The organism is Streptomyces panaciradicis, assembly GCF_023516615.1.
Classification (GTDB): Bacteria; Actinomycetota; Actinomycetes; order Streptomycetales; family Streptomycetaceae; genus Streptomyces; species Streptomyces panaciradicis.
Genome location: NZ_JAMGBF010000237.1, coordinates 1 through 13,025 on the forward strand (window position 1 = coordinate 1; position 13,025 = coordinate 13,025).

Genomic DNA, 13,025 nt, shown 5'->3' on the forward strand with positions numbered 1-13,025 from the left:
CCGCGGCCGCGGTCGGGTACGGGGCTCTCGCCGCGCCGGATGCGGGCCCGCACGTCGGCGACGGTCGCCGGGGCCAGGCCGGCCCGCGCGGCGATCTGGCGCAAGGAGGCGCCGGGGTCGCTCCGGATGAGCTCGCCCGCCAGTTCACGGCGTTGCGAGGCGTCGACGGGGCGGGAGCGGCCGTCCCGGCCGATCCTGAACGCCCCGGCCTCCAGGCCGGTTCCGTCGCGCAGCCGGGCCACGGCCTTCGCGGAGAGCCCGGCGAGTGCCGCCACGGCCCGGTCCGCCCAGCTGGGGTGGGCGGCGAGGATGCGTCGTGCGGCGGCGATGCGGTCGTCGGTGGACAGCGGCCGTCCGTGGGTGACGTTGGTGGCCACGGCGAGCAGCCGGGCGGTGGCGAGGTCGCCTTCGAAGAAGCGTGCGGTGATGTGGTCGGCACCCCGCAGGCAGGCGGCCCTCAGACGGTGGGCGCCGTCGACGACGGTCATGGTGGCGCGGTGCACGAGGATGGGCGGGAACTCCGCCTCCGTCTCGGCCAGCGTCCGTACGTAGTCCTCGTCCTCGCCGTCACTGCGGGGCGAGAAGTCGTCGAAGTCGACGACGAGTCGTTCGATCGGCACCAGCTCGACGGGCCGGTCCTCGAATCCGCGGTCGCGCAGTCTGATCAGATGGTCCGCGCCGTCCGGTGCCGCTTCGGCGTCCGGCAGATCCCGGGTGCCCCGGCCGTCCGGGTCGTCGCGAGTGTCTCGTTCCACAGCAGTCCCCCTTGGAAGTCGTCCCACGTGCGCACGGCGATGCGGAACGGCTCACTGCCAGCCGAGGTCGTCCTCTCCGGTCAGGGGGAGCGCGGAGCCGGCGGCCGAGGCGTGGACCGCCGTGCCGGCGGCGGGAGTCAGGGCCTCGGCGGTGACCGCACCGGCGCCGGCGGTCATGATGACCGCTCCGGCCACGATGACACTGCGCATGAGCCGACTGGAAGCGGTTGCGGAGAGCTTGTGCGACATGGCTTCTGCCTTTCTGCTGGCCTGTGCTGGCAGGAAGAAGTCTTGTCGCAGCCATGACGGCGGGAACAGTGGTTCCGTGCGGGGCAAACCGGCCCTGGCCTACTGTGTCCACCCCGGTTCACAGAGGCGAACAAAAGGTCCCACGATTAACCCCGCACTATGCCAAGGGACCGCAAAGCGTGGACGAGATTATTCCGCATGCCACGACAGGTATTCGGGCGCAATCAGCGGCACTTCGGCACTTCGCAACTCCCAGCCCCCAAGCAGGGGTTGGGCGGCGCAGGTCCGCCGCCACAGCGACTCGGCGGCCGTCTCGGCCTCCTCCAGGGAGGACGCCCGCAGGAAGATCCCCACGGTCGGGGCCGACGCCGGGGCCGGATGCACGCTGACATGCTCGAATCCGTCGACCTCCGCGCCGCAGCGGGCGACGGCCGCCGCGGTCCAGTCGGGCAGGACACAGCCGCGCGGATGCGACCGCAGATATACATGGACGAGATACATGTGCCACCTCAGGAAAGTCAGGAACACCCCCGGGGAATGCGCCTTACCGATTCATTGACCCGGGCGGCAAAACGTCCGATTAAGGACACCCGCTTGCCTGTAACAACCAGGTCACGTACTGTCATCTGACCCTTGACCGCTGAGCGCCGCCGGTTGTCGTCCGACGCTGAATTTCGACTTGGGGCTGCCGAAATAGATGCTTCATGTTCTGGGTCTTGACGCCGTTACGGAATCCGTCTACAAAGCGATGCTCGCGAATCCCCGCAAGGGTGTCGCCGACGTGTGTTCCCTTCTGTCCCTTTCCGAGCAGGAGGTGCGGGGGGCGCTCGACCGCCTCAGCGAGATGGCGCTGGTGCGCGCCTCGACGGAGGACCCGGACCAGTTGTACGCGGTCAGTCCGCACGTCGGCATGGAACTGCTGCTGGCCCAGCAGCAGGCCCAGCTCGCCGCCCAGCAGCAGCGGTTGGAGGCCAGTCGGGCGGCCGCGGCGAAACTGATCCTGGAATTCGACGGTCAGCGCCAGACCGGTCCGTCCGCCACCGGTATCGAGCATCTGCAGGGTCTCGACGCCATACGCGATCACCTCGCCGCGCTGCACGACAAAGTCACCCAGGAACTCCTGACGTTCGCACCCGGCGGCCCCCAGACGCCGGCGAACATGCAGGCGTCCCGCCCCCTCAACCAGGAATTGCTGGAACGCGGCGTCCGCATGCGCACGGTCTACCTGGAGTCCATCCGTTCCTGCCCGGACACCATGGAATACGCGCACTGGCTCGTGGAGCAGGGCTGCCAGGTCCGCACGGCGCCCTCGCTCCCCAACCGGATGATCATTTACGACCGGGAAGCCGCGATCCTGGCCACCGACACCGACAACACCGCAGCCGGTGCCGTACAGGTGTCGTCCCAGGGGATGATCGCCTCGCTGCACGCCCTGTTCGAGAGCGTCTGGCAGTCGGCCGATCCGTTGGACGCGATGCGGCAGCCGGATCCCGGCGGTCTCACGCGTCAGCAGTCCGAGGCCCTGAGACTACTGGCTCAGGGCTCCACAGACGAGGCGATCGCCAAACGCCTCGGGGTGTCCGCCCGCACCGCCCGCCGTATCGCGCACGGTCTGATGACCCATCTGGACGCCCGCAGCCGGTTCCAGGCCGGCGTGTACGCGGTCCAGAAGGGCTATCTGCCGGCGCTCCCGGAATAGCCCCGCAGATACGATTCGCCCTTCGCTCGGGCGGTCCGTCCGCGCGGCCGGGCCGTTCCGGGCCGTTCCTTCGCACGGGCCGGCGGCGGTCAGGCCGGCACCAGCGCCGGCGTCGCGACCGCCGGCTCGGGGAAGCCGAGCCGGCACAGGGCCTCCTCGGGGGTGCCGGCGACCTGGACCAGCCGCCGCTCGTGCTCGTGCAGGAAGCCCTCCGCGACCAGATGGTCGAGCATGGCCAGCATCGGGGTGAAGAAGCCGTTGTGGTTGACCACGACGATGGGCTTCTCCATCAGCGACAGCTGGTTCCAGGTCATCACCTCCATGAGCTCGTCCAGGGTGCCGATCCCGCCGGGCAGCACCGCGAAGGCCGACGAGAGCCGGTACATGAGGGCCTTGCGCTCGTGCATCGAGCGGACCACGAAGACCTCTCCGGGCGCCTTGTCGGCCCGCTCCCGCTCGTGCAGCGTGCGCGGGATCACGCCCGTGACGCTGCCGCCGCCGTCCAGCACCCCGGAGGCCACCGCGCCCATGACCCCGACGCCGCCGGCGCCGTAGACCAGGTCGAGCCCGCGCCGGGCGATCATCCGGCCGAACTCCCGGGCGAAGTCGGTGTACAGGGACTGCACACCCGGCCGGGCGCCGCAGAACACCGCGACGCGTTCGGTCTTGCTGAGCCTGAGTTGCATGGCTTCTTCTTCCTCTGAGGACTGATGCCGACCTGTTCGTGGGACCGCTAGCGGTCCTGCGCACCGGCCCGTTCGCGGCGCGCCGGCCGCCCGGACACGGAGCGCTCGCTGAGCGCGGAGACACGCAGCGCGGTACGCAGCAGCACCCGCGCGCCGGCGACCAGGTCGCGCGGTGCGGTGTCCTCCTCCGGGACGTGGCTGATGCCGCCGATGCTCGGGACGAAGATCATTCCGATGGGCGCGATGTCGGCGATCATCTGCGCGTCGTGCCCCGCGCCGCTGGGCAGGAACTCGTACGGCAGCCCCAGTTCGTCGGCGCTGCACTCGACGGCCGCCCGCAGCACCGGGTCGGTGGACACCGGGTCGGAGCGGGTCTCGGCGACCACCTCGATCTCGGTGCCGGTGTCCGCGGCGATGCTCCGCAGGGCCCGGCGCAGGGCCTCCTCGGCCTTCGCGGCCCGCCACACGTCGGTGTCCCGCAGGTCCACGGTCAGCCGCACCGTGCCCGGGATGGTGTTCGGCGTGTTGGGGTGCAGGTCCATGCGGCCCACGGTGCCCACGCGGCACATCTTCCTGTCCCGCGCGATGTGCTCCACGGCCAGCACCACCCGGCCGGCCGCCGTGAGCGCGTCCCGGCGCCCCTCCATCGGGCTGGTGCCCGAGTGCCCGGCGGCGCCCCGCACCTCCACCGTCAGCACGGTGCGGCCCGTGATGGCGTCGACCACCCCGATCCGGCTGCCGCCGCGCTCCAGCACCGGCCCCTGCTCCACGTGGAGTTCGAGGTAGGCGGCCACCGAACCGTGCGGCCAGCCCGCGGTGCCGAGGGCGTCCAGATCGCCGCCGGCCAGCCGCAGCGCCTCGCGCAGTGGCCGTCCCTCGTGGTCGCGCGGTTCCCGGGGCAGCTCGGCCAGCCTCCCGGCGATCGCCATGGAGCCCCAGAACGGCTGCGGGAACAGCGCCCCCTCCTCGTTGGCGAAGGCCACCGCCACCGGGTCGTACGGCAGCCGGGCGCCGCTGTCCGCGACGGTCTGGAGCACCTCCAGGGCGGCCAGCACCCCGTACGCGCCGTCCAGGCGGCCGCCGTTGACGACGGTGTCCAGGTGCGAGCCCATCATCAGCACCTGCCGGTCCCCGGGGTGCTCGCCGGGCCGCGGCCGCGGCCGGACGATGAGGTTGCCGGCCGCGTCGACGGCTGGCACCAGGCCCGCGCCGCGCGCCTCGTCCATCAGGTAGCCGCGGGCCTCCCGGTCGGCGGCGCTGAAGCCCTCCCGGGTGATGCCGCCCGTCCGCTCGTCCAGCCCGATCCGGCCCAGGGCCTCGATCCGCCCGAGCAGCCGGTCCGCGTCGATGTCCAGGGACAGCAGTCCGTCCGCCCCCTGTACCAGGGTGTCGCCCATCGTTACGTCCTCCCGCTCGGGTCGAAGGTCCGCGAGGCCCGCCACATCGGCGAGGCCGCTCACAGGTGCCGCCCCCACCACTCCAGGACGGCCTCGAAACGCGCCAGCCGGTGACTGGGCAGACCGCTGCGGGACATGTCGTGCCCCTCGCCCGGGAACAGCAGCATCTCCACGGGGACCTTGCGCACCTTCAGCTCCGTGAACAGGCGCTGCGCCTGCTCCGGCGGGCAGTGCTTGTCCTCCTCGGACTGGATGACCAGCATCGGCGTGGACATCCGGTCCACGTACGTCAGCGGGCTCTGCTCGGCCCAGCGGCCGCGGTCGGCGCCGTACAGGGAGACGGCGAGGTCCGCCCCGTCGTCGCTGGTGGCGGCGTAGCTGTCGATGGCGTACAGCCCGCGCTCGCCGATCATGGCGCGGAACCGCTCGCCGTGGTGGGCGTTGAACCACGCCGCCATGTAGCCGCCGAACGAGCCGCCCATCACGCCGACCCGGCCGGCGTCCAGGTCGGGGGACTCGAGCGCCGTGTCGAGGATGGCGAGGAGGTCGGTGGCCGACCGGCGCGGCAGGTCGTCGCGGACGTGGGCGCCGTGCGCCTGGCCGTAGCCGGAGCAGCCGCGCGGGTTGCCCAGCACCACCGCGTACCCGGCGCTCGCGTACACCTGCGCCTCGTCGAAGGCGGCCGGCCCGTTCAGGGTGTAGCCCCACTGCGTGTACGGGCCGCCCTTGACCTGGAAGATCACGGGGTGCGGGCCGGGGCCCTCGGGGCGCACCACCCAGGCGTGCAGCGGGTAGCCGTCGGGGGCGTGGGCGGTGAACTCCTCCATCGGCAGCAGCCCGGCGCGCTCGGCGAGTTCGGCGCCGTAGGGCGTCAGGACGCGCTCGGTGCCGTCGCGCCAGACCATCAGGTCGCCGGCGCTGCGGTCGCCGGCGACGACGGCGGCGACGGTGACCGACCCGTCGGGCGTCTCGGCGACCGCGTAGCCGTTGACCTGGCGCCGTCCGGTGATGACGGGGGTGGGCTCGCCGCCGTCGTAGGGGACCAGGACGAGGTGGACCTCGCCGCGGTGGTCGCTCGCGAAGTACACGCCGTCGGCGGCGGGCCAGATCATCTGGCTGGCGAAGCTGAGGTGGTGGGCGTCGCCGGTGAGGCGGCGCGGTACGACCGGGCTGCCGGCCGGCTCGGTGTCGGCGGGCCGGACCGGCACCGACCACAGGCCGTAACTCGCCGTGGCGCACGAGTTGTTGTTCTTGTCCAGCTCCGCGCCGCAGAAGACGACCGAGCCGCCGTCCGCGGAGAAGCGGGGCGTGAACAGGTACATCCCGCCGTGGGTCAGCGGCCTCAGACCGGTGCCGTCGGCGCCGACGGCCCACACGTCGTTGCGGGAGTCGTCGCCGCGCTCCTCGTGCCGGGCCGTCACGAAGGCCAGCAGCCGGCCGTCGGGGCTCCAGGCCAGGTCGCCGTGGTCGTAGTCGCCGTCGGTGAGCTGCAGCGGCACGGCCTCGGCGGCGAAGGGGTCGGTGACGAAGACCTGCCGGGGGCGGTCGTAGGTGTAGCCGAAGCCGTCGAGCTGGTAGACGAGCGTGGTGACGCGGCGCGGCCGCTCCTGCTCGGCCGGGCCCTGGTAGCGGCCCGGCGCGGGCACCCGGCTGGTGTAGGCGATCCGGGTCGAGTCCGGGCTCCACACCGGCTGCCCCGCGCCCATCGGGTGGTCGGTGACCGGGTAGGCCTCGCCGCCGCCCCGCATCGGCAGCAGATGGATCTGCGCGCGGCCGTGGGCGCCGGGGCGCAGGAAGGCCAGGAACCGGCCGTCGGGCGAGAAGACGGGCGCGCCGTCGTAGGGGCCCTGGGTGACGCGGCGCGGCGGGGTCGCGCCGGTGGTGTCGACGATCAGCATCTCGGTGGTGTAGTCGTCGCCCGCCACGTCGGCGCGGGTGACCTCCACCACGGCGTGGGCGCCGTCCGGTGAGAGCGTGGGGCGCCCGAGCACGGGCAGCAATTCGATGTCGGTGGGCAGCATGTCGGGTCCTCACATACTCACAGAAGGGAGAAACGCTGTGCCGGGTCGATGAACAGGCCGTCCGAGGGGCGCACGTCGAAGGCGTCGTAGAAGGCCCCGACGTGGCCGAGCACGCCGTTGCAGCGGAACTCGGCGGGCGGATGCCGGTCCGACGCCAGCCGCTCGGCCATGCGGGTCGCGGTGGTGCGGGCGCGCCACATCGTGGCCCAGTGCGCGAAGAAGCGGCGCGTCTCCTCGGGTCCGGCCGCGCCGGTACGGGTGGTGAACGCGGTGTGCGCGACGGTGACGCCGGCGATGTCGGCCATGTTCTCGCCGACCGTGCGGGCCCCGTTCACCCGCGTCCCGGCGAAGCCCTCGGGCTCGTAGGCGTCGTACTGCGCGACCAGCAGCCGGGCGCGGCGGGTGAACTCGGCCCGGTCCTCGGGCGCCCACCAGTCCCGCAGCCGGCCGCGTCCGTCGTAGCGCGAGCCCCGGCTGTCGAAGGCGTGCGCCATCTCGTGGCCGACGATCGCGCCCAGCAGCGCGAAGTTCCGCGCGGGGTCGCCCGCGGGGTCGAAGACGGGGGGCTGGAGCAGCGCGGCGGGGATGACCACCTGGTTGAGTCCGTGCCGGTAGTACGCGGTGACCTGGTGCGGGTGGATCTTCCACTCGGTGCGGTCGACCGGGGTGCCGAGGCGTGCGAGCTCCCGGGCGATGTGCCGGCGCCGGCCGCGCTTGACGTTGCCGAGCAGGTCGCTCGGGTCCACGTCGAGGGCGTCGCCGCCGTCGGCGCGGGATGTCTCGGGGGCGCCGATCTCGAAGACCATGTCGCCGAGCTTGCGCAGGGCGGCGTCCCGGGTGCCGGCCGTCATCCAGTCCGCCTGCTCCAGCCGGGCGCGGTAGGCGTCCACCAGGGCGCCGACCAGGTCGCGGGCGGCCTCGACGGTGCCCGGGGCGAGGTGCTCGGCGAGGTAGCGCTCGGCGACGGCGTCCCCGAGGAAGGTCTCGACGAAGGAGATCACCCGCAGGCGGCGCGGGCGCGGCTCGGTGAAGCCGTTGAGGGTGCGGCCGTAGAAGGCGAAGTTGTCGGCGAAGACCTGTCGCGGCCCGAACGGCACCATCTCGTGCACGTACCGCCACGACAGCCACAGCCGCAGGTCGTCCAGGCCGGTCTGTTGCCACCAGTCGTCCAGGCCGGCGGCGAAGTCCGGCTGGCGCAGCCGGACGGTGGCGCCTGCGGGCACCTCTCCGAGGCCCCGCAGCCAGGCCGCCCAGGCGAACCCGCCCTCGCGCGCGGCGAGTTCGGCGACCGTGCCGGTCCACGGGCGGACCGCGGCGCGGGTGCCCGGCTGCGGCACGGTGTGCCGGCCGGCCAGTTCCCGCTCCAGTCGTACGACGTCCTCGGCGGCCCGGGCGGTGCCGGTCTGCCCGGCGTGGGCGAGCATCACGTCGATGTGCGCGGTGTACTGCGCGAGCAGCTCGGCGCGTCCGTAGTGGCCGGCCGAGGGAAGCCCGAGACCCGCCTGGGAGAGGGTGAGGACGTACTGGTCGGCGTCCACGGTGTCGACGGCGACCGAGAAGTCGAGGGCGCCGCCCACCCCTTGGGCCTGGAGCCGGCCCATGACCTCGGCCAGGGCCTCGCGGCCGGCCGCGGCCCGGATGCCGGCCAGGTCGGCCGCGAAGCCGCGGGCGGCGCCCAGTTCCTCGATGCGCTCCTCGTCCATGAAGCTGGCGTGCAGGTCGGCGATGCGGCGCTCGGCGCCGCCGCGTCCGGGGTGGGCGACGGCGCGGTGGATGACGCGCTCGACGTCGTCCTCCACCTTGTCCGCCAGCAGGGTCAGGGTGGTGGCCTCGGCCCGGTGGGCCGGCAGCACGTACCCGTCCGTCCAGGGTCCGTTGACGAAGCGGTAGAAGTCGTCCTGCGGCCTGGCGGAGAGGTCGGGTTCCGTGCCGCGGGGCAGATACGCCGGCGCCTGGGCCGGGTCCGAGGCCACCGTCATCGCGCGGCCTCGTTCAGCAGCGGGGCGGGCGCCTCGGCGTCGGAGTTCTTCAGCACGCCGCCTGCGAAGACGGCCAGGGCAGCCAGCGCGAACACGCCCGCGGCGAGGAAGCCGTAGCGCGGTGTGGTGAAGCTCAGGATCGCGCCGCCGACCAGGTAGCCGAGCGCCGGGCCGGTGTTGGAGACGGCGCCGAGTGCGGCGAAGGCACGGCCGCGGTGGGTGTCGGGCACGCGGACGTTGAGCAGGATGTGGGTGACCGTCGCCTGGGCGCCGTTGCCGATGCCGCCGAGGACGTAGAACGGCAGGATCCACCACACGCCCGGGGCCAGTCCGGTGCCGAGGATGGCCACGGCGATGCAGAGGAACGTGCCGATCAGGATGGCCTCGTGGCTGAGCCGCTTGAGCCGGCGCACCAGCATCCCGCCGGGGATCAGGCCCAGCATCCAGGCGGACATGATGAGGCCGAAGGTCTCCTCGGAGGCGCCGAAGGTCTCCCGGACGTAGAAGACGATGAGGACGTTGATGATGCTCGCGGCCGCCATGACCGCGCCGCTCAGGATGAGCACGGCGGTCAGGAAGCGGTCCGAGGTGACCTTGTAGGGGGTGGCGGGCTTGTCGGCGTCCGCGCCGCCCTTGGCCGCCGCCGCGGCGTCGCGGCCCTTGTGCAGGCGGGTGCGGATGAGCAGGCCGCCCGCCACGACCGCGGCGAAGCTGAGCGCGTCGATGAGCAACGGCACGGTCACGCCGAAGCGGCCGATGAGGAAGCCGGCGACACCGGGGGCGGCGACCATGCCGGCCATCGCCCAGGTCTGGGAGATGGAGGAGGCCCGCGGGACGTTGTCCTTGCCGACGATGGCGCTGGGCAGCGCGCCGAACACCGGGTGGGTGAAGGCGAGTCCGGCGGACAGCAGGACCGACAGGGCGATCAGCACGGCCGGCGAGGTCCACAGGGTCATCGCCACGCAGACCAGGGCCTGCAGCGTGCCGACGCCGACGATCAGGGTGCGGCTGTCGAAGCGGTCGGCGACCTTGCCGGTCAGCGGCGACAGCAGCACCGGCGGCACGGTCGCGGCCAGCAGCAGCGCCATGACGGCGTAGGAGCCGGCGCCCTGGGCCTGCAGCTGCAGGGCGATGGCCGTCTCGGCGGCGATGTCGCCGGCGAAGGACAGACCGCGCATGCCGGCCAGGATGTAGACCTCGCGCCAGGCGGTGCGGGAGACCGGCGGTGACCCGGCCTCGGTGGTGGGTGACGTGGTGTCGGTGGCCATCTCGTGGCTCACTTCCTCTCGACGTGGGGACGGGTACGGCGTCGGGGTCGCACCGGTGCGGACAGCGCCCGACGGGACGCGGAGCCGGGAGCGGCGCGGGCGCGGCCGGCCGGGAGCCGGCCGCGGGAGCTCGATCGGCGCGCGGCCGCGGTGGACCGCTCAGCGGCCGCCGTCGGCCGTCCCGGCACCCAGCGCGGCGCCGACCGCTTCGAGGACGCCCAGGCGGGCGAGCCCGCGAGCGACGCCGACGGACCGGGCCTCGGGGACACCGGGGAAGAACTCGGCCGCGGTGACGGTGCGCTCGCCGTCGAGGTCGCGCAGCGCGTCCGCGACGGCGTCCGGCACGTTCAGCCGGTGGCCCGCCACCTGCAGGCCGGTCTTGCCGTCGGCGGTGGAGCCGATCTCGACGGGGGTGGCGGTGCGGCGGATCAGGGTGCCGGGGCCCAGCGTGTCGATCGCGGCGAGCCGCGCGAACTCGCGGGTGCGGCCCGCCCCGTGCCGGCTGCGGCCGGCGTCGAGCAGCCGCTTGACCTCGTCGGCGGCGTCCAGCCGGGCGAGCCGGTCGCGCAGCAGCTCCACCTTCGCGGTGAGCGCGGCGACGGCGGCCTCCGCTCCGTCGGCCAGGTGCGGGAAGGCGTGGAAGTCGTCGTCCTCGACCAGCGCGGCGACGGTGTCCTGGAGCAGATGGCGCCAGCGTCGCGGTTCGACGCCCACCGACAGGTGCAGCGACAGCTCGCTCTTGGCGGCCGCCGCGTGCGGGGTGCCGTGCGGCACGTACAGGACGTCGCCGGGCTCCAGCGTCACCTCGAGGGCGGGTTCGCCGAGCTCCTCCGGCGTGTAGGAGCCCTCGTCGCCGCGGCGGTGCTCCGGGGTGTCCCACACCCGCCAGGTCTTCGTGCCGTCGACCTGGACGACGAACACGTCGATGGAGTCGTGGTGCGGGGAGAAGCCGTCCGTGCGGGCCGGCGTGACGAACACGACGACCTCGGCCTCGCTGGCGAACGCGTCGGCGAACGGCTCCCGGAGACGGCGGGCGGAGGGCAGGACGTGGTGGAGGGAGTTCCAGGTGACGGTGCCGCCGGAGCGGAACAGCTCGTACACCTTCTCCGGGTTGAGGGCCTCGGCGAGCGCGGCACCGCGCGCCACCGTGCGCGTGTAGGCGCCGGACGGCACGCCCTTGCCGCCCTTCGTCACCCGCAGGTAGGACGGCGGGACCGTCTCCAGGGCGAGGACGTCGTCGAGCTGCCGGACCGAGGGCAGACCGGCCAGCCGGCCCGCCAGCGCGCCCCTGCGCAGCAGCGGCCTGCGGTCGAAGTACTGGGTGAAGAAGACGTCCGTGTCGCCGACGAAGTCCTCGAAGGAATAGGTGTCCACCGTTTCTCCTGCCTCCTCCTGGTGGGTCGGGTCCCGGCCCGTCGCCGGTGGGACCGGGCTGACGCCGCCGGCCCCCCGCGGCCCCGTCGCGGGCCCCCCGGACGAGGGACCCGCGACGGTTCACGAGGGGTACCAGCGGCTCGTCACCCGGCCTGGGCCAGCTCGAACACACCCAGCCGGGTGAGCCCTTGAGCGGCTTTGGCAGAGCGGAGCGCGTCCACACCGGGGAACACGTGGGACGCCTCGATCTCCGCGTCCGGGCCGAGCGCGGCCAGGGTTTCGGCGATCGGAGTGGGTACCGCGATCTTGTGGCCCTTGACGACCAGCTGGGTGCGGCCGCCCTCGTCGTCACCGAACGTCAGGGCCACGCCGCCGCGGCGCAACCGCGTGTCCGGGCCGATGTCGTCGGTGTCGGCGATGTTCTGGAAGGTGGTGCCCTTGGAGCTGCCGTCCATGTGGCGGCCGGTCTCGGCGAGCCGGTCCAGCTCGGCCGAGGTGTCGACGGACTCCAGACGCGCCACCAGCTCCTGGATCTTGTCCTTGAAGACGGCCTCGACGTCCGGCTCGCGCAGCTCGCCGATGTGCGGGTACGCGGTGAACACCTCGTCCGTCAGCAGCTGTTCGAAGGTCTCGCGCAGCAGGTCCCGCCACATGCGCGGACGCATCATGATCGACAGGTGCAGCGACGCCTTGCCCTCGGCGGTCGCCGCGTGCGGGGTGCCGTAGGGCAGGTAGAGCACGTCACCGGGCTGGAGGGTGACCTCGATCTCCGGCTCGCCGAGGCCCTCCAGCGTGTACTGGGCGTTGTCGCCCAGGCGCGGGGTCGGCGGGTTCCACAGCTTCCAGTGCTTGGTGCCCTCGAGCTGGACGATGAACAGGTCCACCGGGTCGTGGTGCGGCGGGTAGCCCTTCTTGCCGGCGGGCGTCAGGAAGGCGACCGTGTCGGTGCGGACGGCCATCTTCTCGGTGATGAGGCGGGTGAAGTCCCGCATGCCCGGGTCGATCTGGTTGAGCGAGCACCAGGTGACGGTGGCGCCGGCCCGGAAGAGCTCGTAGATCTTCTCGGGGTCCACCACGTCGGTGATGGTCTGCCCCTGGACGACGACGTTGCGGCTGTAGCCCTGCTCGGGCACGCCGTTGCCCTTGAGGTTGACCTTGATGTAGGGCGGCCGGATCACCTCGAGGTTCACCAGCTGGTCCAGCTTGCGGAGCGAGAGTATGTCGCGCGGGTCCCCCGGCACGGCGTTCTTCCGCAGCATGGGCTTCTTGTTGAAGTACTCGGCGAAGAAGACCTGCTCGTCTCCCACCAGGTCCGCGAATGCGTAGTCCGCCATGCCTGCCTCTCAATGAATTCGATTGCTTATGGGACGGGGAAGCCGTGAGGGTCGTGCGGCTGTGGGCCGGGCGAGGGGCGGCGTCCGGGGACGCCGCCCTTCGTCACTGCCTACGTCAAGAACAATTACTGGATGTTCTTGTAGTAGGAGGTGGCGAGCAGCTCCTCGGCCGTCTCGATGAACTCGATGTCGTCGAACTCGACGTTCTCCATCGTGACTCACTTCCCTTCTTCTTTTTCCCCGGGTTGTTCCCGGCGACTGAT

Annotated in this window: 12 protein-coding genes; 2 read left to right on the forward strand and 10 right to left on the reverse strand. The window is 72.5% G+C overall.

Annotated elements, in window-relative coordinates; genetic code table 11:
* The 3 genes from M8J74_RS42365 to M8J74_RS42375 form a co-directional block, all read right to left on the reverse strand.
* Positions 1–755, reverse strand: a 755-nt coding sequence (locus M8J74_RS42365) for a ParB and winged helix-turn-helix domain-containing protein (protein ID WP_249841493.1), incomplete at its 3' end; no start/stop codon positions are given.
* A gap of 51 nt (positions 756–806) precedes the next feature.
* Positions 807–965: a hypothetical protein gene (locus tag M8J74_RS42370; RefSeq protein WP_249841494.1), complete on the reverse strand. Its 159-nt coding sequence runs from the start codon at positions 963–965 to the stop codon at positions 807–809.
* A 228-nt stretch (positions 966–1,193) separates the two neighbouring features.
* Positions 1,194–1,505, reverse strand: coding sequence for a hypothetical protein (locus M8J74_RS42375; protein WP_249841495.1), 312 nt, complete (start codon positions 1,503–1,505; stop codon positions 1,194–1,196).
* A 280-nt stretch (positions 1,506–1,785) separates the two neighbouring features.
* Here M8J74_RS42375 and M8J74_RS42380 point away from each other — a divergent pair, with 280 nt between their 5' ends.
* Entirely contained in the window at positions 1,786–2,703 is a 918-nt protein-coding gene (locus M8J74_RS42380) for a LuxR C-terminal-related transcriptional regulator (RefSeq protein ID WP_308406187.1), read from the forward strand.
* An 89-nt stretch (positions 2,704–2,792) separates the two neighbouring features.
* On the opposite strand, the gene M8J74_RS42385 is transcribed toward M8J74_RS42380, so the two are convergent.
* From M8J74_RS42385 to M8J74_RS42415, 7 genes are all read right to left on the reverse strand, one after another.
* Positions 2,793–3,389: an LOG family protein gene (locus tag M8J74_RS42385; RefSeq protein WP_249841497.1), complete on the reverse strand. Its 597-nt coding sequence runs from the start codon at positions 3,387–3,389 to the stop codon at positions 2,793–2,795.
* Positions 3,390–3,436: 47 nt separating this feature from the next.
* Positions 3,437–4,786: a M20 family metallo-hydrolase gene (locus M8J74_RS42390; protein WP_249841498.1), complete on the reverse strand. Its 1,350-nt coding sequence runs from the start codon at positions 4,784–4,786 to the stop codon at positions 3,437–3,439.
* A 59-nt stretch (positions 4,787–4,845) separates the two neighbouring features.
* Positions 4,846–6,807 carry a S9 family peptidase gene (locus M8J74_RS42395; protein ID WP_249841499.1) on the reverse strand — a complete coding sequence of 654 codons (1,962 nt, stop codon included), beginning with the start codon at positions 6,805–6,807 and terminating at the stop codon, positions 4,846–4,848.
* Positions 6,808–6,824: 17 nt separating this feature from the next.
* Complete coding sequence (locus M8J74_RS42400) at positions 6,825–8,786, reverse strand: M13 family metallopeptidase (RefSeq protein ID WP_249841500.1); 1,962 nt, start codon at positions 8,784–8,786, stop codon at positions 6,825–6,827.
* Entirely contained in the window at positions 8,783–10,054 is a 1,272-nt protein-coding gene (locus tag M8J74_RS42405; protein ID WP_249841501.1) for an MFS transporter, read from the reverse strand. Before M8J74_RS42405 ends, M8J74_RS42400 begins: the two co-directional genes overlap by 4 nt.
* 159 nt (positions 10,055–10,213) lie before the next feature.
* The gene (locus tag M8J74_RS42410; RefSeq protein ID WP_249841502.1) at positions 10,214–11,428 is read right to left on the reverse strand and encodes a cupin domain-containing protein; all 1,215 of its coding nucleotides are present in this window, start codon (positions 11,426–11,428) and stop codon (positions 10,214–10,216) included.
* A gap of 143 nt (positions 11,429–11,571) precedes the next feature.
* Positions 11,572–12,762 carry a cupin domain-containing protein gene (locus M8J74_RS42415; protein WP_249841503.1) on the reverse strand — a complete coding sequence of 397 codons (1,191 nt, stop codon included), beginning with the start codon at positions 12,760–12,762 and terminating at the stop codon, positions 11,572–11,574.
* Between the two features lie 53 nt (positions 12,763–12,815).
* Here M8J74_RS42415 and M8J74_RS42420 point away from each other — a divergent pair.
* Positions 12,816–13,025 (forward strand): hypothetical protein (locus M8J74_RS42420; protein ID WP_249841504.1); only part of this gene is annotated, 210 nt, incomplete at its 3' end.

Excerpts from the sequence above, each read along its gene's own strand:
- M8J74_RS42395 (WP_249841499.1), bottom strand. The coding sequence starts at position 6,807 with ATGCTGCCCACCGACATCGAATTGCTGCCCGTGCTCGGGCGCCCCACG.
- M8J74_RS42390 (WP_249841498.1), bottom strand. The coding sequence starts at position 4,786 with ATGGGCGACACCCTGGTACAGGGGGCGGACGGACTGCTGTCCCTGGAC.
- M8J74_RS42385 (WP_249841497.1), bottom strand. The coding sequence starts at position 3,389 with ATGCAACTCAGGCTCAGCAAGACCGAACGCGTCGCGGTGTTCTGCGGC.
- M8J74_RS42375 (WP_249841495.1), bottom strand. The coding sequence starts at position 1,505 with ATGTATCTCGTCCATGTATATCTGCGGTCGCATCCGCGCGGCTGTGTC.
- M8J74_RS42400 (WP_249841500.1), bottom strand. The coding sequence starts at position 8,786 with ATGACGGTGGCCTCGGACCCGGCCCAGGCGCCGGCGTATCTGCCCCGC.
- M8J74_RS42415 (WP_249841503.1), bottom strand. The coding sequence starts at position 12,762 with ATGGCGGACTACGCATTCGCGGACCTGGTGGGAGACGAGCAGGTCTTC.
- M8J74_RS42370 (WP_249841494.1), bottom strand. The coding sequence starts at position 965 with ATGCGCAGTGTCATCGTGGCCGGAGCGGTCATCATGACCGCCGGCGCC.
- M8J74_RS42405 (WP_249841501.1), bottom strand. The coding sequence starts at position 10,054 with ATGGCCACCGACACCACGTCACCCACCACCGAGGCCGGGTCACCGCCG.